We start from the raw sequence: 23,380 nt of genomic DNA, 5'->3' as shown, positions 1-23,380 counted from the left end.
TTACGTTAAATGTTGATTTTAAATATATTATAGTCTTTTTTCCAGGAGACGAGAAATGATGATTAAAAAGGGATATAAAGGGAATTAACTTAAGATGAGAAAAAATAGGAGGCGATTATTATGAGTCAAACGTATGAAGAATGTATACAAGCTTGTTTAGAATGTTTGGAGGCTTGTAACCATTGTTTTGACACTTGTTTAAAAGAAGAAGACGTTAAAATGATGGCCGAGTGTATTAGAATGGACCGGGAATGTGCTGACATTTGTATGCTTGCTGTTCGGGCCATGCAAACCGAAAGTCCTTTTGTTAAACAAATTTGTAAGTTTTGTGCGGATATCTGTGAGGCATGCGGCAATGAGTGTAAAAAGCATGATCACGAGCACTGCCAAAAATGTGCGGAAGCTTGCTTTAGATGTGCGGAGGCATGCAGAAAGATGGCGGCATAAGTAAGGAATGCGATGCAAGGGATATCTGAAAAAGCGTAAGTGAACACAAACTTTCGCTTTTTTTGGTAAGATAATTAATAGATATAGATGGACTATACAAATTCGTAGATGAAATCACCAAACGTAATTCGGAGGGAACGGGTGTAATGAAAAAGGATATTCTTTATATGCATATACAAGACTCTGAACGATTCGTGATTTCGTCCGGAATGAACTTCCGCGAATTTGCCTACTGTCTTCAGGCTCCACTATCGAATCTTTTACTTTTAAAGCATAAGTTCGATGATGGTGAGTTCAATAGAAATACCCTGATGGAATATGTGAACCAGGAAAATGTCAGGGACCTTCTGAAAGAAGATGTCAAGGAGTACGGGGATTTCTGCTGGATTGATTTTGAAGAAGAAAGAGGCCTTGATGATTTAGATAGTACTGAAATCGCTGAATTATTATTTTTAGGGCATTGCAAGAACCATCTCAGGCCGCCTTTTTATCGCAGGCTAAACAATGAATTTGTATATCTGGCGCATGATGACGGCTGGTTTAATAAAGTTTACTACCGATCCCTTGAGACGTATTTCAAGATGCTGGGTCATTTGCTTCCAATTAAAATGGAATCACTGCGCATGAAAAGGACGTGGCTCGGCAGGAGGAAGAGCAGCGAATATCCTCCGGTGCCTGCCGAGGTTTTTCATCAACTCATTCCTTTAATGGCAGAGGGCCTTGTATTTTCCTTTAATCAAGCCCAGCAAGCCAGGAACAGGATCGAAATCCCGGCTTGGGTTGTTGGTGATTATGTAAACATGGATGATATGGCGGATGGCTATGATGAAATCAAACATCAGAGCCCGAATGCCCTAATCGTTCTTCAGCATAAAACAAAAGAATGGTCGGTAACGTTAAAAAGTTAAAAAAGAGCATTTAACCCCGGAATTTTCAGGAGCCGGGGTTTTTCGTAATGTATTCGGGTTTAGTCCTTGCCGTCTTTCACATAAGATAGAAGTAAAAATAGTAAGGCTCTTCACCATAACTGGTGGTTTAATATTGATTAACGTAATATCTCAGTTAATTTTGCAACAAAGTTGATTGGCGAGGATATGCGAGACTCCTCGAAAATGCATACGCATTTTCTAGTGCGGTGCCTATTCATGGATGATGATTCAACGTCCTGAGGGAAAAGCAGGCCAGTTAACGGAACGTCGACTAAGATCTGCCACGTCCTTATGTCTTACGTCGACGCCAACACATCCTGTGTAAGTTCCGGAGGCGTGCCCTTTGCCGAGGAGGCTCCCGGACTGCCCGAGGAAAGCGAGCGCCTGGAGCGGAAATCAACGGATAATCCAAAGCTTAAACCACTTCTTTTGGTGAAGAACCAATAATAAAATAATAAGGATAATCCCGGAAATTCAATTAAAATAAGGCAATAGAAACTTTTCTCGTTTAGCCCGGAAAATGTTACAATAAGAAACGGTTAAGAGTATTGGGAGGGTAATTACATGAAAACGAAACTTGGTTTACTGTATGGCGGAAAATCAGCGGAGCATCATGTTTCCATGCAAACCGCTATGGCAGTCATTAAAGCGCTTGATTTAGAAAAATTTGCTATACATCCGATTTACATAACTGAAGAGGGCGAATGGGTAAAGGGCCTACAGCTAACCGGACCAGTAGAAAGCGTCAAGGAACTTGCTTTTTCCGGAGAATCGTCTATGGCGCCGCTCGTTTTATCAAACGCTTCCGTGTCTGCCGAAAATGGCAACCATAACGGCGGCTTTGATGTCATTTTTCCGCTCCTTCACGGACCAAATGGGGAAGATGGAACGGTGCAGGGCATGCTTGAGCTGCTGAATCTCCCCTATATCGGGAATGGAGTTCTTGCTTCTTCCGCTGGGATGGATAAAGTAATCATGAAAAATATTTTTGCGCAAGCGGGACTTTCCCAGGTGAAATACAATTGGTTTATCCGCTCCGATTGGGAGAAGGATCGTGATGCAGCCTATAAAAGAGTGGAAGATGAACTGGGATATCCTTGTTTTGTAAAACCGGCTAATCTAGGGTCAAGTGTAGGAATCAGCAAATGTACGACCAGGAATGAATTAGAGAAAGCGTTTGAAGAAGCGTTCCAATTCGATCGTAAAATAATTATTGAAGAGGGCATCGTTGCCAGAGAAGTAGAACTTGGGGTTCTTGGAAACGATGAACCGGAATGCTCGGTGGCAGGGGAAATTATTCCAAAAAAAGATTTTTACGATTACAAGGCGAAATATCAAGACGGCAATACAGCCCTTGTGATCCCGGCGGAAATTTCTGAAGCTGAATATCAATTGCTGAAGGAAATGGCTATGCAATCGTTTAAAGCCCTAGATTGTTCCGGTCTTGTCCGTGCGGATTTCTTCTTGACCAAGGATGGAAAGGCATATATTAATGAAGTGAACACCATGCCCGGTTTTACTCCTTTCAGCATGTTCCCGTTGTTGTGGAAGCACACTGGTTTAGAGTATCCTCAGCTGATTGAAAGATTAGTAAACCTAGCAAAAGAACGCCACGAGGAAAAACAAAAAATAAAACATACCTTTTAAAAGAACGGACTGAAGATGAGCAGAAGCAGCAGCCTGACAGCTTCTGCTTCTTTTCATTTATTTCCGGTAACCCAAAATACATATGCAAGGAGGATCAAAATGATCGCAAGAACCTTAAAGCAAATCCATCAAATGGCCGGAGGGTTAAATGATATATCAGAGCATGGGAATATTGATGTCAGGGGCGTATCTATCGACTCAAGAAATATTTCCGCGCAGAATTTGTTTGTGCCGTTAAATGGAGAACAGGTAAATGGACACCAATACGTTGAAAAGGCAATGCAACAAGGTGCTTCTGTCTCTCTTTGGCAGGAAGATGTCCCGAATCGTCCCGCAGGTGTTCCTTTAATTATCGTTAAAGATACATTGCAGGCTTTACAAAATTTAGCCGCCGAATATCGGCAACAATTGACGATAAAGGTAGTCGGAATTACCGGGAGTAACGGAAAAACGACGGTGAAGGATATGACAGCTGCCTTGCTTGGAACTACTTATAAAGTGCATAAAACCAGTGGTAATTATAACAACCATATTGGTTTGCCTTTGACGATTCTTTCAATGAAAGAGGATACGGAAGTTGCTGTCCTGGAGATGGGGATGAGTAGCAGGGGAGAAATCGAATTTTTATCCAAGCTTGCCCGTCCTGATGTCGCTATTATTACTAATATCGGAGAGGCACACCTTTTAGATCTTGGCTCTCGCGAAGAGATTGCGGGTGCCAAGCTTGAAATTATCTCGGGACTCAGAAGTAACGGGACACTTATCTTTCATGGAGATGAACCGTTATTGAAAAGCAGGCTGGAAGGTGATCAATTTAACAGGCGCCTTCTTTCCTTTGGGCGCAGTGATATGAACGATTTATATCCGTTAACGATTCAACAGGGTCAGGACCATACAAGCTTTACCCTCAAGAGTAGTGAGACGGAGTATACCATTCCGGTACTCGGAACCCATAATGTGTTAAATGCGCTTTCTGCCATACTCGCAGCTAAAGAACTGGGTGTCGAGGAAGAATTCATCCGCAAAGGACTCAGCAGTTTCCAGCTTACGAACATGCGAATGGAAATGGTTGAAGGATCGCGGGGAGAAAAGATCATCAATGATGCCTATAATGCGAGCCCGACTTCGATGAAAGCCGCGATAGAATTAATAGAAGGCATAACAGGCTACGATAAAAAGTATCTTGTACTTGGTGATATGCTTGAACTCGGACCGCGGGAAAAAGCTTTTCATGAGGATATCGGCGAGCTGATCAACCCGGATAAAATCAATAAAGTTTTTACATTCGGAGATTTGGGCGCAGCCATTGCGGCAGGCGCAAGCAAAAAGTTTTCTTCTGAAAATATTCTTGTTTTTCAAGATAAAACCGAACTAATTGAGGAATTGAAAAAGTATACAAAGTCAAATGATCTTATTCTGGTAAAGGCATCACGGGGCATGAAGCTGGAAGAAGTCGTACACGCTTTGCAAAAAGAAATATAATCTACTTAAAACCGGGAGGGGCCCAAGGGGACCCCTTCCGGTCTTTCTTTTCTTCTTCCAAATATAATGCGGTTGAATAAATTTATAATTATGGTACCGTGCTTTTATTGCATTAGACACGTTATAGTGGTAACATAATTTATATCTTTTGAAAGAGACCTTTCTTTATATAGTTCCTTTTAATAAAAAGGACTTATATTTTCATATAAATAGGCCACGCGTCTTGAACTTTTATTAAAGGCTGCTGACATGCGGTTTTTATTGCTAAAATAGGAAGTCTAAAATCATTGTGATTTTCTCGCTTCCGAACTCCCTCAACGCTTAAGGGCCTGTTTTGTATAAGAAAAGCTTCAGCTTTTCTTATTGCATATGGAATTATGGCACAGCAGCCCTCACCTGAATAAACCGACTAATTTATCGAATACTACTTTTGACATTTCCGTTTACTTGAGTTCAATTTTGGTTACATATACTATTGAACAGCCTTTTGTGTACGATTTCCATTTTGGGATAATTCCGTGCTATGGCTTGGTTCATTATGTTTTTCTTTCTGGTAAATCATCATTGAGTTCATTAATTTTTAAACTGTAGTCATTCTTTTAGGTGATAATGAGAAAACTTTTTCTTAAGAGAAAAAAATTTCTATAATACAAAGGAGCACGAAAAAATTGACATTGTTTAGCGAATTAGGATTAGACAGAACAACCATGAAATCCATTGAAAAAATGGGATTTGAAGAAGCAACTCCCATACAGGCTCAAACGATTCCGTTAGGACTCAAAGGCAAGGACCTGATCGGTCAGGCTCAAACTGGGACAGGGAAAACAGTCGCTTTCGGTATTCCATTAATGGAAAAAATCGATTTAAAGGACGAAAACGTTCAAGGAATCATTATCGCTCCAACACGTGAACTTGCCATTCAGGTTTCGGAGGAACTTTTCAAGCTTGGTTACGGAAAACGCGCACGTGTTTTAGCGGTCTACGGTGGACAAGACATAGACCGGCAAATCCGGGCATTAAAGAAAAATCCTCATATTATTGTAGGTACTCCCGGTCGTTTATTAGATCATATCAAACGTAAGACGCTCCGTCTTGGAGGGGTTTCTACGGTAATCCTTGATGAAGCGGATGAAATGCTGAATATGGGATTCATTGAGGATATCGAGTCTATCCTTTCTGAAGTTCCGGCAGAAAGACAAACCTTGCTTTTCTCAGCTACCATGCCTGGACCTATCCGCAAAATTGCCGAAAGGTTTATGAAGGACCCGGAAGTTGTACAGGTAAAAGCAAAGGAAATGACGGTATCTAATATTGAGCAATACTACCTTGAATTAAGAGAAGGTGAGAAGTTTGAATCATTGGCACGCCTTTTTGACATTCAGACACCGGAACTTGCGATCGTTTTTGGACGAACAAAACGACGTGTCGATGAACTTTCTTCTGCATTGAATGTCCGCGGTTATATGGCCGAGGGGATTCATGGGGACCTGAGCCAGGCGAAGCGTTTGTCTGTATTGAAGAAATTCAAGGAAGGCAGCATTGATGTCCTTGTAGCTACAGACGTTGCTGCACGCGGACTTGATATCTCTGGAGTAACACACGTCTATAACTTTGATATACCTCAAGATCCTGAAAGCTACGTTCACCGTATTGGCCGTACAGGAAGAGCCGGAAAGCATGGCGTGGCCATTACATTTGTAACACCAAGAGAAAGAGGACAGCTACAAGCTGTTGAACATACAACCAAGAAGCGCATGGAGCGCATGAAGACTCCAACGATAACAGAAGCGTTGGAAGGGCAGCAAAAAGCAGTAACAGAAAAGATTTTGAATACTGTTGAAAATGAAGATCTATCTCTTTATCTGTCTCAAGCTGAAGAGCTTCTTCAAAAGCATAATGCTGCCGATTTAGTAGCTGCAGTTCTAAAATCACTGACAAAAGAGCCTGATACGACTCCTATAAAATTAACAGAAGAATCACCATCGCCGATGAGACGCGACCGCAATAGATCTGGATCCGGATCTAGTTCTAACAGCAGATCGCGCAATGGCAGAGGGCCATCATCCGGCCGCAAGGATTATGGGAATAAACGAAATAACAATCGTAAACCGGGCGGGAATCGCAGTTTCGGTCAAAAACGAGAACAGTTTAATAAATAAGTTGGCTAAAAGAGCTCCCTGGCATCAGGGGGCTCTTTTTTTGATCAAGCAGCTGGTCGCCATTCCTGAAAGAAGCGAGTGTGCAGAAATAGTAAATATAGTATACTTTTTACGGGTTAAAAAAATCGTGAAAGAGAGGATACCGATACATGGCACCTCAAAAAGTAATTTCCGAAAAAGCATTAAAGGTTTGGCGACTTACCGGTTTATTTTATTCAATCGTATGGTGGGTCATTACAATAGCAGCTATCATCCTTACTTTTTTATTTGATTGGCCGGTGTGGGTACCAGCAGTGGTAGTTCTTGTAACCTTGTTACTAACATATCTATCCGTTTATCTTTTCCCGCTTATCAGATGGAAAAGGTGGAGATATGATGTCAGAGAAACAGAAATTGAAATTCAGAGCGGATTGTTTATTATCAAAAGGACGCTCGTTCCGATGGTTCGTGTTCAGCACGTGGATACAAGGCAAGGTCCGCTGTTAAGAAAATACGATTTAGCTTCCATGGAAATTTCCACTGCGGCTACGATTCATGAAATCCCTGCCCTTGATTTAAAGGAAGCGGATGATCTTCGCTTTTACATATCCAGAATGGCGAGCGTGGAGGAAGAAGATGTCTGAACCAAAGAGACTGCATCCTGTAGCTGCGGTGTTGAGTGCCATTAAAATGATCAAGGAGGCGTTGATTCCATTAGTCATCTTCTTTGTATTCGGAGGGAGCGATGAATCGGGCTGGTGGGCCAGCTTTGAGTTGATCGCGATTCCGGTTTTTATTCTTCTTTTCATCGGATATGGGATCCTGGATTGGCTGCGGTTCACCTACCGGGTAGAGGAAGGTGAATTGCGGATAGAATCAGGGATTTTTATAAAAAAGAAAAGATATATTCGCTTTGAACGAATTCATAGTATAGATAAAACAGAAGGCATTCTGCAGCGTTTATTCGGTCTCGTGAAGCTGAAGGTTGAAACGGCAGGGTCGAGCGCCGATCTTGCTGATGCTACTTTATCGGCCATTTCAAAAGACGAGGCAGAAAGAATCAATGACATTTTTCATGAACTGAAGAAGAAAGGCAAGATTTCTTTAAAAGACGAGAGTGAAGCTCAAGATGCGGAGTATCAGGGGTTAGAGGAAAACGTACAGGTACAGGGCGTTTTTCAGCAGTCATTTAAGGAATTGTTTATCATGGCCGCGACATCTGGCGGTGTAGGGGTGGTTTTTTCAGGGGCGATTGCCTTTTTCGGGCAATTCGATGAAATTATCCCCTATTCACGCCTTTTCAACGGCTTTGAACAGGTTGTTAAAGGGAGCATTTCCTTCATCGCTATTCTTGTCTTTTTTGGATTGATGTTTGCTTATGTGATTGCCACGGCAAGGATCGTCCTTAAATATGCTTTCTTTACTGTGAAGAAGCATGAGGATAAAGTCATTATTTCAAGAGGATTACTGGAGAGAAGACAACTGACAATTCCGCTCGAGAAAATTCAGGCGATTCGGATTGCCGAAAATTTAATCCGGCAGCCGCTCGGCTATGCAAGCGTGTATGTTGAGTATGCTGGCGGCTCTATCCTTGATAAGGAAAGTTCCAATGTCATGTTATTTCCATTGATTAAAAAAGAAAAAATCGAGAACTTGATCCAGACATTCATTCCTGAATATCAAATACATGTTCAAATCAACCCTCTTCCAAAACGTTCTTTTAAAAGGTATTTATTCAGGATATCGCTAATCATAATTCCGATTGCGGCTTTATGTTCGATTTTCTTGAGACCATGGGGCTTTTTATCACTTCTTCTTTTGCCGCTTGGTGCTTTCTGGGCTTATTTATGCTATCGGGGCGCTGGCTGGAATATTTCCAGCAATCAGCTGCAGCTGAGATTCCGCATCCTATCTAAGCAAACGTATATTTTTCAAAGAAATAGAATCCAAGCTGTTTATTCTGAGACCAGCCCCTTCCAAAAGAGGGGAAAGCTTGCTTCTATTTCGGCAGTCGTCAAATCAGGGGTAGGACCGCGAGTAGGAAAGGTAGTTGATCTCGAAGCAGCGGATTCAGAAACAATCAAGGAATGGTTTCTAGAGAGAAGAAACTAGCCTGCGGGACCTCACGAAGTAGTATCCCGGCAGACGTCACTTAAAACCAGAAATGGCTGATTTTCTTTTGAAAAAAAGACGCGAATACAATCCCGGCGGCCAATCCGCTGAGGTGTCCGACATGATTTATTTCTGGCTGCATAAATGTCATAATAACCGAAAGAGCGGTCAACGCATAAACGGTAACTGTATTTTGTCTGGACAGCCTTTTTTTATGAAACAACGCCATATATAAATAAAAGCCCAACACACCAAGTATCGCGTTGCTGGCTCCGATATGGCTGAAAGATAAAGGGTTTATGATATAGGTGGCCAGGTTTGCCGCAGTACCTACCGCCATGAAAAAGATGAAGAAGCTTATACGGCCGAGCATTCTCTCTAAAGTGGGAGCTAAAATGACCATTGAAAAGCAGTTGAGTAATAAATGGCTGAATGAACGATGCAAAAATATCGAGGTTATTAATCTCCACCATTCTCCGTCAGCGATAGCGCGGTTATATCCGGACCCTAGCTCGAAAATCATCTTATTAGGAAAAACAGGGAGCAAACTAAGAAGGAACAATATGATATTTAGCATGAGCAGGGTGCTGACTGCCGGATAAAGCTTAACGAATTGTTGAAAGCTTTCCGTTCTTGTAAACATATATGATCATCCTTTTCTTTTTACTGGTAGGGCCCCCCCGGGGCCCCATGATAGAAAGACTTGTACAGTACTTATATGCGAGAAATAAATAAATAGAAGGAAGGTAGCGATGATTAAAGGGATTGGAATAGATATTACTGAATTATCAAGGATACAGGCGATCCTAGGACGGCAGCCGAGGTTTGCGGAAAGAATCTTAACGGAGCGGGAAGCAAAGCTATATAAAGGGCTAAAAGGTCCGCGGAAAGCAGAGTTTCTTGCCGGCCGTTTTGCGGCGAAAGAAGCTTTCTCCAAAGCTTTCGGAACTGGAATTGGAGAAAGTATTTCATTTATGGATATTGAAATTACAACAGATCAAAATGGCAAACCGTTTATTCAAAAGCCGTTTTCAGAAGGGGTACACCTTTCCATTACTCATAGCCGGGAATATGCCGTTGCACAGGTGGTCATTGAAGAAGCTTGAGTAGAAAATTAAATAACTCGAAAGCCTTGTTTAACATCAGTTTTATACTGGTGTTTTTTCTTTGAGGCCAACACGACGTGAGTCAGAACGACGAAGACATAACGATGTGGCGATCTTAGTCGTTCTTCTTTATTTACAGGGCGCTTCTGCTTTTCTATTCATAATCAAAAGGGTTGTCTCATATACTCATATTGCTATAGGGAGACAAGGCCCGGTAAAAGATTCATTGCAGGAAAAGGCTCTCGTGAACGGCGCCGAATAAGCATCTAAGCGAGATTCGTATCAACCTCAATGTCTTGATCCTGCCTTTTCCTCTCCCTTTTACGTTTAAAAACCAAAAGGGGTTGAAAAGATGAAGAAGTTGTTAACGCTTTTTGCGGGGATCATGCTGATACTTGCCCTTTCCGCTTGTGGACAAAAGACGCAGGATGATGTAGTCAGTGACCTGAACGATAAGGTTGAAGAAATGAAAGGCTATAAAGCGAATGCTAAGATGACGTTGAAAATGGGGACGGATCCACAGGTTTATGATGTAGAGATTTGGCATAAAGATCCGGAATTTTACAGAGTGAACCTGAAGAACTCCCAAAAGGACCAGAGTCAGATGATTCTTCGGAATACGGACGGAGTCTATGTGTTGACGCCGGCGTTGAACAAAAGCTTTAAATTCCAGAGCGAGTGGCCGAACAACAGCAGTCAGGCGTATTTATACGAGTCGCTCGTGAAGGATATCATCGAAGATAAAAGCGCGACCTTTATAACAACTGAAAAACATTTCGTTTTTGAGACAAAAACGCGGTATCAAAACAATAAGATGCTCCCTTACCAGGAGATCACTCTCAACAAGAAGAACTTGTCACCTGTCAGTGTGAAGGTAATGGATCCTGACCATAACGCATTGGTCACCGTTGAGTTTTCTAAAGTTAATTTTAATACTTCATTTGACAAGGATGCATTTGATATGAAGAAAAATATGACCGGAGCCCAATTGGAAGTAGATGTTATGGCGGAAGCGAAGGATAAAAGCTTTGGGGTTAAGTATCCTGCCTATAAAATGGATGGTGTGAGCTTAACAGAAGAAAAAGAGCTGGATATAGAGGATGGTACACGTGTAGTCCTCACCTACGAGGGCAAAAAGAGCTTTACGTTAATTCAGGAAAAAGCAGAGGTCGTCGAAACATCGCTTATTTCCAATCAGATTAACGGAGAACCGGTCGACCTTGGGTTCACGGTGGGGGCTCTGACGGACAACTCGGTTACCTGGACCGTAGGGGGAGTAGATTATACGCTTGCTTCTAAAGACTTGGCCCCTAAAGAAATGGTGAATGTTGCCCGATCCGTCGAAGAGGCGGCTGTTAAATAGTTCTAATTAAAAGTCTAAGGCCCGGTTCGAATTTTGTATGACGAATTGCCGGGTCTTGGTCTCTATGATGCTATGAAGGTAACGAGATGAATGGCTCCCATAAAAACTCTCCTTTATATGAAGAAAAAGTTTGTCTATAATCAGAGTGATAAGGTTTAACGGTTAAACTAAACCGATAACGATTACTTTGTGTGGGACAAGAAGGAAGGGTTACAGGTTGGAAATGGGAACTTACCACAGGGAAACATGGGCAGAAATTAATTTAGATCATATATATGAAAATGTTGCGAATATGAGAAAACACCTCCCTGCCGCGGTGAAAATATTCGCGGTTGTGAAAGCCAATGGCTATGGTCATGGGGACATTGAAACAGCCAACACCGCCCTTGAAGCGGGAGCTGATTATTTGGCCGTTGCTTTTCTTGATGAAGCGTTGGCGCTAAGGAAAAAAGGAATTCAGGCGCCCATACTTGTTCTCGGGGCTTCAAGACCTGAAAACGCAGGAATAGCTGCAGAACAGGATATCGCTTTAACAGTATTTCAAAAGGAATGGCTGGAAAGCGCCATCAAAGAAATTCCGCCTCATGCACCGCTTAAGGTTCATGTGAAATGCGACAGCGGCATGGGCAGACTGGGGATACGTACGAAAGAAGAGTTAGAGCACCTAGAAGACATGCTGCTGAATGAAAGCAAATTTTTATTTGAGGGCATCTACACCCATTTTGCTACGGCTGATGAATTAAACATAGAATATTATCAGAAGCAGCTGGCTGCATTTAAAGACATGCTTTCCTGGCTTAAGGTCCGGCCTGCTCTTATTCATGCCGCAAATAGTGCCGCTTCCTTGCGTTTTCATGATCAGAACTTTAATGCGGTCAGAATGGGGATATCCATGTATGGATTAAGCCCATCAATGGAAATGAAAGAAATACTCCCATTTCCACTGAAGCAGGCGATGTCACTTAAAACGCGAATTGTTCAACTGAAACAGCTGTCAGCGGGAGAAAGTGTTAGCTACGGGGCGACTTATACGGCGAGTCGGCCTGAATGGATCGCAACGCTGCCGATCGGTTATGCTGACGGCTGGCTTCGGAAGCTTCAAGGTCAGGAAGTACTCGTAAATGGGGAAAGGCAGCCGATCACCGGAAGAATTTGCATGGACCAGTGCATGATTAAACTTAAAGAAGAACAGCCTCTTGGAACAGAGGTGACATTGATCGGAGAGAGCGCGGGATCTTTTATCTCAGTTGATGAAATAGCAGAAAAGCTAGAAACGATTAACTATGAGGTCGTCTGTCTCATTTCTGCGAGGGTACCGAGGGTTTATCACCAATTGGGCAGGGTTGTTAAAGTAGTCAATCCGCTGCTGCAGTGAAATTCTAAGCGTTTTGTATAAAAAATGAATAAGAATCACACTTTTTTGCTGATAATAATATAGATTTTTGAATATACTCTTTGCATACAGATATTTAAATGGTAATATGAAAAAAGAAATATAATTAGGCGTGTAGTGATGGTGGAGGTGTATGTTTGTGTCTGAATCCAGCACAACGAGAGAGATATTAGTCCGATTACCTCAAAACTTTTTATCCGAGCTAGATGGGTATGTACGAGAAGAAAACGTAAATCGAAGCGAGTTAATTTATCGCGCGACTAAGAAGTACCTTCGCGACCGTAAAAAAAGAGAATTTCGCGAGTCTATGAAAAGTGGCTATATTGAAATGGCAGCTATTAATTTAACAATTGCATCAGAAGCTTTTTTAGCGGAATATGAGGCAGAACATCGCGTTGAACGATTAGTTAGCGGAGGTTGATCCGTTGATTGTTGTTAAGCGTGGTGACGTATACTTCGCAGATCTGTCCCCGGTCGTAGGTTCAGAGCAAGGTGGGACCCGTCCGGTGCTCATCATTCAAAATGATATCGGCAATCGCTTTAGTCCCACTGTGATTGTAGCGGCCATTACAGCGCAAATTCAGAAAGCCAAACTGCCTACACACGTTGAGATTAATGCAAAAAAGTATGGATTTGAACGTGATTCAGTCATCCTTTTAGAACAAATACGTACCATTGACAAGCAGCGGTTAACCGATAAGATTACTCATCTTGATGAGGCCATGATGCAAAAGGTGCATGATGCCTTGCAAATCAGTCTGGGATTAGTAGATTTTTAAAAGAATAAGAAAACAAGCTCCTGATTTGAAATCGTTTTTATTCATTATTGAACAATCGGGTCCATTTAAATGGTTCCGGCATCATGCCGGAGCCATTTTTTTATAATGATAAACGAATCAAGCAGGAAAACTGTTTCATTTGACGAATCAAACAACAAAATATTATAGTGAAGGCGTGGGAAATCAATAAATTTATTTAATCTTTCTTTTTTGTTTTCATTCATGTAGGGAAGGTTTTGAAGCAATATAATACAATATCAGCTTAGAAAATGTACCTGCGTTCGGAATTATTTATATGCACGGATGTGCTGGAATGGGAGGAAATTATGGATCAATTGGTTTACGGCTATATAAAGAAAAGCCAAAATGACATCCTGAATGAGTGGATGGAGAAAATGAAAGAAAAAGCGGATGAGCGGCTTATCAAAGTGGTCTCTGATGAAATGTTTGCACGGACAAGCAATGAGTTCATAGATATGATTGTTGCTAACATTGAAAGCAATAGTGAACAATTCTCATCGAAGCTTTTGGATTTTGCCGAAAAGGTTGTTCGGCTTGGATGGCCTCTTACATTTGTGAACGAGGGGCTGCGCGAATTTAATCGGATTGTGTTTGAAGGCATGCAGGAAAAAGGGATTGTGACGCCTGAAAATCAAATGGATATCGTATTTGCATTCGATCAATGGTCAACACCATTAAATAACGAAATTGTTCACATATACTCCCAAACGTGGGAAAAGACAGTCTCTCTTCAAAAAATCGCTTTACAGGAGCTCTCCGCTCCCCTAATTCCAGTCCTTGAAGGCATCACGGTAATGCCCCTCGTTGGTACAATCGATACGGAAAGAGCCAAACAAATTATGGAAAATTTGCTTACTGGCACTGTGAAACACCGTTCTGAGGTTGTATTGATTGATATCACCGGTGTTCCGGTCGTTGATACAATGGTCGCCCACCATATTATTCAGGCTGCGGAGGCTGTTCGGCTGGTAGGTGCTAAGTGCATGCTGTGCGGAATTCGCCCGGAAATCGCGCAAACTATTGTTAATTTAGGAATTAACCTCAATGAAATCGACACGAAAAACTCACTTAAAAAAGGCATCGAAGCTGCTTTACAATTAACAAGCCGTAAGATAGTGGAGGTGGAAGAATGAATATGAGAATCCCAATCTTAAAGCTTTATGATTGCTTGTTGGTCTCTATACAATGGGAGCTTGACGATGCTACGGCTCTTCAATTCCAAGAAGATTTATTGCATAAAATTCACGAAACAAGCGCAAATGGCGTTGTAATCGATATCACCTCCATTGATTTCATTGATTCTTTCATCGCTAAAGTATTAGGGGACGTGTTTGGCATGTCTAAACTCATGGGGGCAAAAGTTGTAATTACCGGAATCCAGCCAGCTGTTGCGATTACCCTAATCGAACTGGGAATAAGCTTGGATGATGTCATGACAGCATTAGACCTTGAAAAAGGCCTGGAGAAATTGCAACAGGAACTGGGGGATTAATATATGGAGTATCAATCCTTCGTGAAGATTATTAATGAATGGGATATCGTAGCTGCCCGCCAGCTTGGCCGCAACGTTGCCAAAGAACTGGGATTTGGCACCGTGGACCAGGCGAGGATTACGACGGCAATTAGTGAGCTGGCAAGAAACATATATTTATATGCCGGACAGGGAACAGTTGCCATAGAAAAGGTTTTTGAAGGCGGGAAGTCAGGGTTGAAGATTATCGCAACCGATGAAGGTCCCGGCATACAGGACATAAGAAGAGTAATGGAAGACGGATATACAACCTCCGGAGGCTTAGGAGCCGGCCTGCCCGGTGTAAAACGGTTGATGGACGACTTCGATATAGATTCTATGGTTGGGAAAGGTACAAAGATATACGCCACGAAATGGCTCCGTTAGGGGGAGACGGAATGGAGATTAGAGAGGACATGGAAGAAAGGTACCGTGAGGCTCTCTCTACGTATTTGAAAGATCAGACGGAGCAAGCGTTGTACCAGGGACAAAAAATCAGCAGAAAGACAATACAATATAAAATCTCTCCAGAAGAGATTATTAGTTTGCATAAAAGCATCTTGATGGAAATATGTCCGGACACACCTGACAAGGTGTTCCACTCCTTTGATTTTCTTCTTGAAATCATGATGGGATATGGAAATGCCTACAGGGAGCATCAGAGTTTGCGGCATCAGCAGCAAGAGCTTAAGTCAGAAATTGAAATAGCCGCCAATGTTCAGCATACTCTTTTAGAAACCGAGATTCCGGATGTTGAAGGCCTTGAAATTGGTGCAATCAGTGTTCCGGCTAGGCAAATGAACGGCGACTACTATCACTTCGTGCAAGATGAAAGCGAATGTATGGGAGTCGGCATTGCGGACGTTATCGGCAAGGGAATCCCCGCCGCACTCTGCATGTCCATGATCAAATACGCAATGGACAGCCTGCCGGATCATCGCCACCAGCCAAGCATTGTTCTCGAGAGCCTAAACAGGGTTGTTGAGCACAATGTTGATCCAAGCATGTTCATCACGATGTTTTACGGTCTTTATAATCCTCATAACCAGATCTTCTCATATGCGTCGGCCGGACACGAGCCAGGATTTTATTATGAGGCGAAAACGGGTGAATTTAAAGACTTGAATGCAAAAGGCTTGCTTCTTGGAGTCGATAAGAAAACAAAGTACCAAGAATACGAGAAAGCTGTTGAACTTGGGGATATGATCATTCTTTTATCCGACGGAGTGACGGAGTGCAGGACAAGCGAAGGATTCATCGAGCGGGAAACTCTCATTGAATATATACAAAAAAATATCCACTTAAATGCGCAGGAAATAGTAAATAATATTTATAAACAACTTGAAAAGCTTCAGCATTTCCAATTGCGGGATGATTTTACATTAATCATTTTAAAAAGAAACGTTTGATGCTGCGTAATCTGGGTAAATATAATTGGAATTGAAAGAAGAGGGTGGGTCAATTAAATGAATATTACGATTGATGTACAAGATATAAATTCAAAAGTAGAAGTAGAAGTTAAGGGTGAGATTGATGCATTCACGGCACCAAAGCTCCGTGAGACATTATTTCCTTTATCTGAGCAGGAGAACATCTCCATGGTCGTGAACCTTGCGGAAGTTTCATATATGGATAGCACAGGCCTCGGCGTGTTTGTAGGCCTGTTCAAAAGCGTACGTGCGCATAATGGCGAATTTAAGCTCGTAGGTTTGTCAGAACGCTTGCGCCGCTTATTTGATATAACCGGTCTTGCCGATATTATCGATATTAAAAGTGATGCAGAGGGTGGGTTAGAATGAGTGAAGCATACGATTACATCGAAATGAATATACCAGCTAAGCCCGATTTTATTGGAGTGATTCGTTTAACGCTATCCGGTATCGCAAGCCGCATGGGCTTCTCCTATGATGAAATAGAAGATTTGAAAATTGCGACTAGCGAGGCTTGTACAAACGCGGTACAGCACGCTTATAAAGGCAGTGAGGGCGAAGTGAAGATTGGTTTTGGCCTATATCCTGACCGTCTCGAGGTCATGGTGTCAGATAGCGGAAAGAGCTGTAATTTCGATGATGTAAGACAAGGTCTGGGGCCTTATGATAACGGCCAAAATGTCGAATTCCTGAGAGAAGGTGGCTTGGGCCTTTACCTAATCGAAACCCTAATGGATGAAGTGAAAATTCACGAACATGAAGGGGTTACGGTGTTTATGACTAAGTTTCTAGAGGGAGAGCAGGTGGAGATGGATGCAAAAACACTCTCAACCTAACCAAGCAACGAGAGATAAAGTAAACGAATGGATAAAAGCCTATCAGCTTCACGAGGATCAGGAAGCTCAAAGTCAACTAGTCCTTCATTATAAAAGTTTAGTCGAAACCATTTCAAGAAAATACTCTAAAGGCAGATCCTATCAAGAAGACATCGTTCAGGTAGGAATGATTGGTCTTTTGGGTGCTATCCGCAGATATGATGAGTCCTTTGGGAAAAGCTTTGAAGCATTTGCGGTTCCAACCATTATCGGTGAAATCAAAAGATTTTTAAGAGATAAAACTTGGAGTGTCCATGTTCCGAGGAGAATCAAGGAACTGGGCCCCAAAATCAAAGCAACTGTTGAAGAACTCACCACCGTCCTCCATCGTTCCCCAAGAATTGATGAAATCGCTGAGCATCTAGAAGTGGCGGAAGAAGAAATTCTGGAAGCGATGGAAATGGGGAAAAGCTATCAGGCTTTATCTGTCGACCATTCCATTGAAGCGGATTCGGACGGCGGCACGGTCACTTTGCTTGATGTATTCGGCAATGTCGATGATGGCTATGAAAAAGTGAATCAGCGTCTCGTTTTAGAAAAAGTATTGCATGTGTTGAGTGATAGAGAAAAGAAAATTATCCAATATACGTACCTTGAAAATTTAAGCCAGAAGGAAGCCGGCGACCGTCTTGAGATTTCCCAGATGCATGTGTCCCGACTTCAACGCAGGGCAATCAAAAAGCTGCAGGAAGCAATCAATGCGGAAGCCAACTCGGAGTTCGTATAATGATTAAAGAAGTGATAAGAAATGAAGAAATTGAGTTCTTGGCTTCTCAATCTTCAAAAAATGGAATGCCGTATTGCGGAGACGATTATTTCTTTATAAATACAAATGATTATTTTCTTTGTGTACTGGCAGATGGTTTAGGAAGCGGTCAATTCGCTTACGATTCCTCTTCAGCGGTAACGGAAATTGTGAAAAATAATCATAATGAAGCTGTAGAATCTTTAATGACCCTAGCCAATAATGTTCTCATCAATAAAAGAGGAGCAGCGGTATCCGTTTTAAAGCTCTATTATGATACGAAGGAGTTCGTGTACAGCTCAGTAGGGAATATTCGGTTCTTTCTCTATAATCCCGAGTCCGACAAGCTCGTATATCCGTTGCCGGTAACCGGTTATTTATCAGGCAGGAACCAAAAGTATCAAACCCAGAGATTTAAGTACGAGCCAAACGCGAAGTTTATCCTTCATTCAGATGGACTGCAGATTCAAGGCGCAAAATCGATATTAAAAAAGTATGGTTCTCTTGAGCAAAAAGCTAGGGTTATTTTAGAAAATAATACCCTTCACTCTGATGATACTACTTTTATATTAGGAAGCTTACTTTCATAAAACATGGAAAGTGAGCTTTTTTGTTTACAGATAAGAAAATATAAAATTTTCAAGATGTATTGATGTCTAGCTTCGACGTACAAGGATGTGACTTGCGCCGACGAAGACATAAGGACGTGGCGGTCTTAGTCGTTCTTCCTTTTTAAAAGGGGCTGGCATCCGTAAGGCATAATGATGTGGCGGTCTTAGACTATGTTCCTTATACAGGGCGCTTCCGCTTTTCTTATAACTACGCCTAATCTCCCCTCTTAAAAGGTTCACCAATCGGCGCGTTTTCTTTAGATTTTACAACTGCATGTGTTCGCTTCCTTTTGGAGATTTTGGTAGACTGTATACATGAAGAATATTTACTGGGGGAAATAACTTGATAGCTGTCGAAGATAAGGTAAAGATGCTTGTAGATACAGTTTCTGAGGAATTGTCGATTAAGAAAAATCAGGTACAGAATGTAGTTAAGTTGCTTCAGGATGGCAACACCGTTCCTTTTATCGCGCGTTACCGAAAAGAGTTAACGGGTTCGCTGGATGAAGTGCAGATCAGGTCGATCATGGACAGGTGGAATTACCTGGAGAGCCTCGGCAATCGTAAAGAGGAAGTAATTCGCCTGATTGAAGAGCAGGGGAAAATGACGCCCGAATTGAAGGGCCAGATTGAAAAAGCCGAAAAGCTGCAAGAAATAGAAGATCTATATCGTCCCTATAAACAAAAAAGAAGAACAAAGGCCACGGTTGCGAAAGAAAAAGGCCTTGAGGCGCTGGCAGAATGGATGATGCTTTTCCCTTTGCAAGAAAGCTTAGAAAAAAAGGCCAATGAATTTATTTCCGAGGATAAAGAAGTCTTAACAGCGGAGGATGCTCTCGCCGGTGCGAAGGATATCATTGCAGAGCAAATTTCCGACGACGCAGCCCTTCGAAAGTGGATTCGAGCCGAAGTTTTTAAAAAAGGTCAAGTCATTTCAGTCGTCAAGGATAAAGAGAAGGACGAGAAGAACATTTTTGAAATGTATTATGAATATGAAGAGCCTGTCCAAAAAATTGTTCCTCATCGTGTTTTGGCCTTGAACCGTGGAGAAAAAGAAGAAGTGCTGCGCTTAACGATCATGCCAAATGCAGAGATCATTTTGGCCTATCTTGAGAAGAAGATTATTAAAAACTCATCTTCTTCAGTTGCTCAGGCTGTCAATGAAGCAATAGAAGACAGTTTTAAACGTTTGATTATGCCTTCAATTGAGAGGGAAATACGAAAGGAACTGACGGAAAAAGCGGAAGATCAAGCCATACATATCTTTTCCGAGAATTTGCGAAACTTGCTGCTTCAACCTCCGCTAAAAGGGAAAGTAGTCCTTGCGGTGGATCCGGCTTACCGAACGGGCTGCAAGCTTGCGGTTGTTGACGAGACAGGCAAGGTATTGAACATAAGTGTCATCTACCCACACCCTCCTGTCGCTAAAAAGGAAGCTGCCCGCGAGAAGATGATCGCTTTACTTCGGGAGCACGCTGTAGAGGTAGTGGCGATAGGAAACGGTACGGCATCCCGGGAAACCGAACAGTTTGTAGCAGAGACGCTGAAGCAGCTGGATGCTTCGATATTTTATATCATTGTTAATGAAGCAGGTGCGAGCGTTTACTCAGCCTCTGATATTGCCCGTGAAGAGTTCCCGAATTATCAGGTAGAGGAAAGAAGCGCAGTATCAATTGGCAGACGCCTTCAAGATCCACTGGCGGAGCTGGTCAAAATTGATCCTAAATCAGTCGGTGTCGGCCAATATCAGCATGATGTCTCGCAAAAAAAATTATCAGAATCACTTACATTCGTTGTTGAAACAGCTGTGAATAAGGTTGGAGTCAACGTTAATACGGCATCGGTGTCGTTGCTCCAGTATGTGGCTGGTTTATCCAAGGCGGTTGCGCAGAATATCATTAAGAAGCGGGACGAAGAAGGGAAATTCATAAGTCGGAAAAATCTAAAGGGAATTCCGAGATTAGGAGCGAAGACTTATGAGCAATGTATCGGGTTTCTACGGGTTGTTGACGGCGAAGAACCGTTAGACCAAACATCCATACACCCTGAAAATTACGCAGCGGTAACGAAACTGTTAAAAAAGATAGGACATTCGTCACATAATCTTGGCAGTGAAGCGCTCAATAAAGAACTGCAAAATGTAAATATAACAGAACTTTCTAAAGAACTGGACCTGGGTGAAATAACATTAAAAGATATCATTGATGCCTTAATGAAACCAGGCAGGGATCCGCGCGAGGAACTTCCTAAGCCGTTATTAAAGCAAGATGTTCTGAAATTAGAAGACTTGAAAACGGGTATGGAGCTTCAGGGAACAGTAAGAAATGTAGTCGATTTCGGGGCTTTTGTAGACATCGGCGTTAAACAGGATGGGCTTGTGCACATCTCCAAGCTCAGTACTCGTTATGTAAAGCATCCGCTTGATATTGTTTCAGTAGGCGATGTCGTGACGGTCTGGGTAGAACAAATCGATAGTCAAAAACAAAGAGTATCCTTAACCATGCTCCCTCCCGAAAAACAAATCTAACAAATAATTGAAAGAACACCTTCCTATCGCTACGTAAGGAGGGTGTTTTTATGGGGACGCTTATAAATCCAAGCTTCCCTTTTTTATATAAAAAAACCAACATTGATTAAGCATTTTAACCTGATAACGGTCTTTCTCCAAAAAGGCTCTCATCATTTGATTCTGAAACCACTTAGGCATAGCTACCTCCCTAGATTCCCGAAGTTTAGTTATTTATATGTTATAATGGGTTGTCATGTTACAAAAACAGAAGGTGATTAACATGGATGATAGCGAGCTTCAGCTACTAGTGGAAGACACATCATTGAAGTATTTTTCAAAAAAGTTCAATCACAAAGCTACTTTTAACCCGCGTCTTCGAACTACTGGCGGCCGTTACCTGCTTCACTCCCATAACATTGAAATCAATAAAAAATATTATGAAGAACGAGGAATGGATGAGCTTATCGGCATTATTAAGCACGAGCTATGCCATTACCATCTTCATCTGGAAAAGCAGGGTTATCAGCATAGAGATGCAGATTTCAGAAAGCTTTTAAAGATGGTCGGTGCCCCTAGATTCTGTACCCCGCTTTCTGAAAGAGTTAAAAGAAAAAACAATAAGATCTGCCGATATCAATGCATTGAGTGCGGCCAAATGTTTGAGCGGAAAAGAAGAATTAATATAGACCGTTATGTTTGTGGAAAATGCAAAGGTAAGCTTAAGTTAGTAGAGGAAATCAGGGTGAAATAACGGATTATATGTTATGAAAAGAATTTATCAGAAGTACCTTGACTTTACATGGTAAGCTGACTATAATCATAAATGTCGACAAAATAACCGTAGCATTGTTGCAATGCGGTTTTGGGGACAGTTCATTCAGCTAGTTAAGAGTAGTTTTAGGAACCAATAATAATTATTCCGCAGTAGCTCAGTGGTAGAGCATTCGGCTGTTAACCGAACGGTCGTAGGTTCGAGTCCTACCTGCGGAGCCATTTTTTTAGGGAAGTACTGAAGAGGCGCCCCTGCTAAGGGTGTAGGTCGCGTAAGCGGCGCGAGGGTTCAAATCCCTCCTTCTCGCCAGTCAGTTTATCGATTGTTTATTATAATATGGCCCCTTGGTCAAGCGGTTAAGACACCGCCCTTTCACGGCGGTAACACGGGTTCGAATCCCGTAGGGGTCACTTGTTAAGCGGAAGCACCTTGAAAGTTTAAACTATCAAGGTGCTTCACTAGGTATACTTTAAAAGGTCCCGTGGTGTAGCGGTTAACATGCCTGCCTGTCACGCAGGAGATCGCGGGTTCGATTCCCGTCGGGACCGCCATTTAATTAATATGATAAAATGCTTGCGCAGAAGATGTCATCAGTGTTATAATCTATTTCTGTGTTAAGCGAAATGATGGGCTATAGCCAAGCGGTAAGGCAACGGACTTTGACTCCGTCATGCGTTGGTTCGAATCCAGCTAGCCCAGCCATATGTGAGCCATTAGCTCAGTTGGTAGAGCATCTGACTTTTAATCAGAGGGTCGAAGGTTCGAGTCCTTCATGGCTCACCATTTATATTTGTATGCGGGTGTGGCGGAATTGGCAGACGCACCAGACTTAGGATCTGGCGCCGCAAGGCGTGGGGGTTCAAGTCCCTTCACCCGCACCATTTATTCCCTGTTGATTTTAAGAGAGTAAATAGATATAATGGTAATTGTCGCTTTCGCGGTCGTGGCGGAATGGCAGACGCGCTAGGTTGAGGGCCTAGTGGGGGCAACCCCGTGGAGGTTCAAGTCCTCTCGGCCGCACTAAAAAGATGATATGCGCCCGTAGCTCAATTGGATAGAGCGTCTGACTACGGATCAGAAGGTTATGGGTTCGACTCCTTTCGGGCGCGCCAAATATACGGGAAGTAGCTCAGCTTGGTAGAGCACTTGGTTTGGGACCAAGGGGTCGCAGGTTCGAATCCTGTCTTCCCGACCATCTCTTGAAAAGCTTCATATTATTCTTTTTTTTAATGCGGGTGTAGTTTAATGGTAAAACCTCAGCCTTCCAAGCTGATGTCGTGAGTTCGATTCTCATCACCCGCTCCAACATATTGCTCTTTGAAAACTGAACAAAACAAAGCGCCAACGTTAATTTTAAGTGAGCACACACTTTAAAAAAGCAGCTAAGGAACATCGACTAAGTTCGTCACGTCCTGTGACAACGTCGATGCCAGCACATCCATGTGCAAGTGAGCAAGTCAAACATTCTTCGGAGAGTTTGATCCTGGCTCAGGACGAACGCTGGCGGCGTG

Annotated in this window: 24 protein-coding genes and 11 tRNA genes; 33 read left to right on the top strand and 2 right to left on the bottom strand. The window is 42.4% G+C overall.

Features of this window, described 5'->3' with window-relative positions:
• The first annotated feature begins 120 nt into the window (after positions 1–120).
• From LQ216_RS17275 to LQ216_RS17245, 7 genes are all read left to right on the top strand, one after another.
• Positions 121–447 carry a four-helix bundle copper-binding protein gene (locus LQ216_RS17275; protein WP_230130679.1) on the top strand — a complete coding sequence of 109 codons (327 nt, stop codon included), beginning with the start codon at positions 121–123 and terminating at the stop codon, positions 445–447.
• 146 nt (positions 448–593) lie between these two features.
• Complete coding sequence (locus LQ216_RS17270) at positions 594–1,355, top strand: hypothetical protein (protein WP_230130678.1); 762 nt, start codon at positions 594–596, stop codon at positions 1,353–1,355.
• A 585-nt stretch (positions 1,356–1,940) separates the two neighbouring features.
• Positions 1,941–3,023: a D-alanine--D-alanine ligase gene (locus LQ216_RS17265; protein ID WP_230130677.1), complete on the top strand. Its 1,083-nt coding sequence runs from the start codon at positions 1,941–1,943 to the stop codon at positions 3,021–3,023.
• A gap of 99 nt (positions 3,024–3,122) precedes the next feature.
• A complete protein-coding gene (murF, locus tag LQ216_RS17260) occupies positions 3,123–4,505 on the top strand; it encodes a UDP-N-acetylmuramoyl-tripeptide--D-alanyl-D-alanine ligase (RefSeq protein WP_230130676.1) in 1,383 nt (460 codons plus the stop codon).
• 668 nt (positions 4,506–5,173) lie between these two features.
• On the top strand, positions 5,174–6,664 hold the full coding sequence (locus LQ216_RS17255) for a DEAD/DEAH box helicase (RefSeq protein ID WP_230130675.1): 1,491 nt from the start codon (positions 5,174–5,176) through the stop codon (positions 6,662–6,664).
• 149 nt (positions 6,665–6,813) lie between these two features.
• On the top strand, positions 6,814–7,287 hold the full coding sequence (locus LQ216_RS17250; RefSeq protein ID WP_230130674.1) for a PH domain-containing protein: 474 nt from the start codon (positions 6,814–6,816) through the stop codon (positions 7,285–7,287).
• Positions 7,280–8,755, top strand: a complete 1,476-nt coding sequence (locus LQ216_RS17245) for a PH domain-containing protein (RefSeq protein ID WP_230130673.1) — start codon at positions 7,280–7,282, stop codon at positions 8,753–8,755. The genes LQ216_RS17250 and LQ216_RS17245 overlap by 8 nt, the downstream gene beginning before the upstream one ends.
• A gap of 40 nt (positions 8,756–8,795) precedes the next feature.
• Here LQ216_RS17245 and LQ216_RS17240 read toward each other — a convergent pair whose 3' ends face one another.
• Entirely contained in the window at positions 8,796–9,398 is a 603-nt protein-coding gene (locus LQ216_RS17240; protein ID WP_230130672.1) for a rhomboid family intramembrane serine protease, read from the bottom strand.
• Between the two features lie 109 nt (positions 9,399–9,507).
• On the opposite strand from LQ216_RS17240, the gene acpS reads away from it, so the two are divergent.
• The 14 genes from acpS (at position 9,508) to LQ216_RS17170 (ending at position 21,115) form a co-directional block, all read left to right on the top strand.
• A complete protein-coding gene (gene acpS, locus LQ216_RS17235) occupies positions 9,508–9,861 on the top strand; it encodes a holo-ACP synthase (protein WP_230130671.1) in 354 nt (117 codons plus the stop codon).
• Between the two features lie 352 nt (positions 9,862–10,213).
• Complete coding sequence (locus LQ216_RS17230; protein WP_230130670.1) at positions 10,214–11,224, top strand: outer membrane lipoprotein carrier protein LolA; 1,011 nt, start codon at positions 10,214–10,216, stop codon at positions 11,222–11,224.
• A gap of 223 nt (positions 11,225–11,447) precedes the next feature.
• Positions 11,448–12,599 carry an alanine racemase gene (alr, locus tag LQ216_RS17225; RefSeq protein ID WP_230130732.1) on the top strand — a complete coding sequence of 384 codons (1,152 nt, stop codon included), beginning with the start codon at positions 11,448–11,450 and terminating at the stop codon, positions 12,597–12,599.
• A gap of 157 nt (positions 12,600–12,756) precedes the next feature.
• On the top strand, positions 12,757–13,038 hold the full coding sequence (locus tag LQ216_RS17220) for an antitoxin endoai (RefSeq protein ID WP_117306403.1): 282 nt from the start codon (positions 12,757–12,759) through the stop codon (positions 13,036–13,038).
• A gap of 7 nt (positions 13,039–13,045) precedes the next feature.
• Positions 13,046–13,396: a type II toxin-antitoxin system PemK/MazF family toxin gene (locus LQ216_RS17215; RefSeq protein ID WP_117306426.1), complete on the top strand. Its 351-nt coding sequence runs from the start codon at positions 13,046–13,048 to the stop codon at positions 13,394–13,396.
• A 326-nt stretch (positions 13,397–13,722) separates the two neighbouring features.
• Positions 13,723–14,550: an RsbT co-antagonist protein RsbRA gene (locus LQ216_RS17210; protein WP_230130669.1), complete on the top strand. Its 828-nt coding sequence runs from the start codon at positions 13,723–13,725 to the stop codon at positions 14,548–14,550.
• 2 nt (positions 14,551–14,552) lie between these two features.
• The gene (locus tag LQ216_RS17205) at positions 14,553–14,909 is read left to right on the top strand and encodes an STAS domain-containing protein (protein ID WP_117306424.1); all 357 of its coding nucleotides are present in this window, start codon (positions 14,553–14,555) and stop codon (positions 14,907–14,909) included.
• A 3-nt stretch (positions 14,910–14,912) separates the two neighbouring features.
• Positions 14,913–15,314 (top strand): anti-sigma regulatory factor, encoded by a 402-nt coding sequence (locus tag LQ216_RS17200; RefSeq protein ID WP_230130668.1) that lies wholly within the window; start codon positions 14,913–14,915, stop codon positions 15,312–15,314.
• Positions 15,315–15,325: 11 nt separating this feature from the next.
• Positions 15,326–16,336, top strand: coding sequence for a PP2C family protein-serine/threonine phosphatase (locus LQ216_RS17195; RefSeq protein ID WP_230130667.1), 1,011 nt, complete (start codon positions 15,326–15,328; stop codon positions 16,334–16,336).
• Between the two features lie 57 nt (positions 16,337–16,393).
• Positions 16,394–16,726 (top strand): anti-sigma factor antagonist, encoded by a 333-nt coding sequence (locus LQ216_RS17190; protein ID WP_230130666.1) that lies wholly within the window; start codon positions 16,394–16,396, stop codon positions 16,724–16,726.
• Positions 16,723–17,193: an anti-sigma B factor RsbW gene (rsbW, locus tag LQ216_RS17185; protein ID WP_230130665.1), complete on the top strand. Its 471-nt coding sequence runs from the start codon at positions 16,723–16,725 to the stop codon at positions 17,191–17,193. The genes LQ216_RS17190 and rsbW overlap by 4 nt, the downstream gene beginning before the upstream one ends.
• Positions 17,171–17,959 carry an RNA polymerase sigma factor SigB gene (sigB, locus tag LQ216_RS17180; protein WP_230130664.1) on the top strand — a complete coding sequence of 263 codons (789 nt, stop codon included), beginning with the start codon at positions 17,171–17,173 and terminating at the stop codon, positions 17,957–17,959. Before rsbW ends, sigB begins: the two co-directional genes overlap by 23 nt.
• Positions 17,959–18,567 (top strand): SpoIIE family protein phosphatase, encoded by a 609-nt coding sequence (locus LQ216_RS17175; RefSeq protein ID WP_230130663.1) that lies wholly within the window; start codon positions 17,959–17,961, stop codon positions 18,565–18,567. Before sigB ends, LQ216_RS17175 begins: the two co-directional genes overlap by 1 nt.
• 391 nt (positions 18,568–18,958) lie before the next feature.
• A complete protein-coding gene (locus LQ216_RS17170; protein ID WP_230130731.1) occupies positions 18,959–21,115 on the top strand; it encodes a Tex family protein in 2,157 nt (718 codons plus the stop codon).
• 60 nt (positions 21,116–21,175) lie between these two features.
• Here the strand turns inward: LQ216_RS17170 and cmpA are convergent, their stop codons facing one another.
• Entirely contained in the window at positions 21,176–21,295 is a 120-nt protein-coding gene (gene cmpA, locus LQ216_RS17165; RefSeq protein WP_117306387.1) for a cortex morphogenetic protein CmpA, read from the bottom strand.
• An 82-nt stretch (positions 21,296–21,377) separates the two neighbouring features.
• Between cmpA and LQ216_RS17160 the strand changes: the two genes are divergently transcribed.
• The 12 genes from LQ216_RS17160 (at position 21,378) to LQ216_RS17105 (ending at position 23,174) form a co-directional block, all read left to right on the top strand.
• Entirely contained in the window at positions 21,378–21,848 is a 471-nt protein-coding gene (locus LQ216_RS17160; protein ID WP_230130662.1) for a SprT family protein, read from the top strand.
• Between the two features lie 167 nt (positions 21,849–22,015).
• Positions 22,016–22,090: transfer RNA gene (locus LQ216_RS17155), tRNA-Asn, on the top strand.
• A gap of 8 nt (positions 22,091–22,098) precedes the next feature.
• Positions 22,099–22,178 (top strand) — tRNA-Ser (locus LQ216_RS17150).
• 29 nt (positions 22,179–22,207) lie between these two features.
• A tRNA-Glu gene (locus tag LQ216_RS17145) sits at positions 22,208–22,279 on the top strand.
• A gap of 65 nt (positions 22,280–22,344) precedes the next feature.
• A tRNA-Asp gene (locus LQ216_RS17140) sits at positions 22,345–22,420 on the top strand.
• A gap of 76 nt (positions 22,421–22,496) precedes the next feature.
• Positions 22,497–22,571, top strand: a tRNA-Gln gene (locus LQ216_RS17135).
• A gap of 5 nt (positions 22,572–22,576) precedes the next feature.
• Positions 22,577–22,652 (top strand) — tRNA-Lys (locus LQ216_RS17130).
• A gap of 13 nt (positions 22,653–22,665) precedes the next feature.
• Positions 22,666–22,750 (top strand) — tRNA-Leu (locus LQ216_RS17125).
• 56 nt (positions 22,751–22,806) lie between these two features.
• Positions 22,807–22,889, top strand: a tRNA-Leu gene (locus LQ216_RS17120).
• Between the two features lie 15 nt (positions 22,890–22,904).
• Positions 22,905–22,981: transfer RNA gene (locus LQ216_RS17115), tRNA-Arg, on the top strand.
• Between the two features lie 6 nt (positions 22,982–22,987).
• Positions 22,988–23,064 (top strand) — tRNA-Pro (locus LQ216_RS17110).
• Positions 23,065–23,100: 36 nt separating this feature from the next.
• A tRNA-Gly gene (locus tag LQ216_RS17105) sits at positions 23,101–23,174 on the top strand.
• Positions 23,175–23,380: the final 206 nt, after the last annotated feature.

The organism is Bacillus sp. CECT 9360 (genome assembly GCF_918741275.1).
In the GTDB taxonomy this organism is placed as follows: Bacteria; Bacillota; Bacilli; order Bacillales; family DSM-1321; genus Peribacillus.
The sequence above is the reverse complement of the archived record's forward strand: the minus strand, read 5'-3'. Positions and strand labels throughout refer to the sequence as shown.

Excerpts from the sequence above, each read along its gene's own strand:
- LQ216_RS17275 (WP_230130679.1), top strand. The coding sequence starts at position 121 with ATGAGTCAAACGTATGAAGAATGTATACAAGCTTGTTTAGAATGTTTG.
- LQ216_RS17270 (WP_230130678.1), top strand. The coding sequence starts at position 594 with ATGAAAAAGGATATTCTTTATATGCATATACAAGACTCTGAACGATTC.
- LQ216_RS17265 (WP_230130677.1), top strand. The coding sequence starts at position 1,941 with ATGAAAACGAAACTTGGTTTACTGTATGGCGGAAAATCAGCGGAGCAT.
- murF (WP_230130676.1), top strand. The coding sequence starts at position 3,123 with ATGATCGCAAGAACCTTAAAGCAAATCCATCAAATGGCCGGAGGGTTA.
- LQ216_RS17250 (WP_230130674.1), top strand. The coding sequence starts at position 6,814 with ATGGCACCTCAAAAAGTAATTTCCGAAAAAGCATTAAAGGTTTGGCGA.
- LQ216_RS17245 (WP_230130673.1), top strand. The coding sequence starts at position 7,280 with ATGTCTGAACCAAAGAGACTGCATCCTGTAGCTGCGGTGTTGAGTGCC.
- LQ216_RS17240 (WP_230130672.1), bottom strand. The coding sequence starts at position 9,398 with ATGTTTACAAGAACGGAAAGCTTTCAACAATTCGTTAAGCTTTATCCG.
- acpS (WP_230130671.1), top strand. The coding sequence starts at position 9,508 with ATGATTAAAGGGATTGGAATAGATATTACTGAATTATCAAGGATACAG.
- LQ216_RS17230 (WP_230130670.1), top strand. The coding sequence starts at position 10,214 with ATGAAGAAGTTGTTAACGCTTTTTGCGGGGATCATGCTGATACTTGCC.
- alr (WP_230130732.1), top strand. The coding sequence starts at position 11,448 with ATGGGAACTTACCACAGGGAAACATGGGCAGAAATTAATTTAGATCAT.
- LQ216_RS17210 (WP_230130669.1), top strand. The coding sequence starts at position 13,723 with ATGGATCAATTGGTTTACGGCTATATAAAGAAAAGCCAAAATGACATC.
- LQ216_RS17205 (WP_117306424.1), top strand. The coding sequence starts at position 14,553 with ATGAGAATCCCAATCTTAAAGCTTTATGATTGCTTGTTGGTCTCTATA.
- LQ216_RS17200 (WP_230130668.1), top strand. The coding sequence starts at position 14,913 with ATGGAGTATCAATCCTTCGTGAAGATTATTAATGAATGGGATATCGTA.
- LQ216_RS17195 (WP_230130667.1), top strand. The coding sequence starts at position 15,326 with ATGGAGATTAGAGAGGACATGGAAGAAAGGTACCGTGAGGCTCTCTCT.
- LQ216_RS17190 (WP_230130666.1), top strand. The coding sequence starts at position 16,394 with ATGAATATTACGATTGATGTACAAGATATAAATTCAAAAGTAGAAGTA.
- rsbW (WP_230130665.1), top strand. The coding sequence starts at position 16,723 with ATGAGTGAAGCATACGATTACATCGAAATGAATATACCAGCTAAGCCC.
- sigB (WP_230130664.1), top strand. The coding sequence starts at position 17,171 with ATGCAAAAACACTCTCAACCTAACCAAGCAACGAGAGATAAAGTAAAC.
- LQ216_RS17175 (WP_230130663.1), top strand. The coding sequence starts at position 17,959 with ATGATTAAAGAAGTGATAAGAAATGAAGAAATTGAGTTCTTGGCTTCT.
- LQ216_RS17170 (WP_230130731.1), top strand. The coding sequence starts at position 18,959 with ATGCTTGTAGATACAGTTTCTGAGGAATTGTCGATTAAGAAAAATCAG.
- cmpA (WP_117306387.1), bottom strand. The coding sequence starts at position 21,295 with ATGCCTAAGTGGTTTCAGAATCAAATGATGAGAGCCTTTTTGGAGAAA.
- LQ216_RS17160 (WP_230130662.1), top strand. The coding sequence starts at position 21,378 with ATGGATGATAGCGAGCTTCAGCTACTAGTGGAAGACACATCATTGAAG.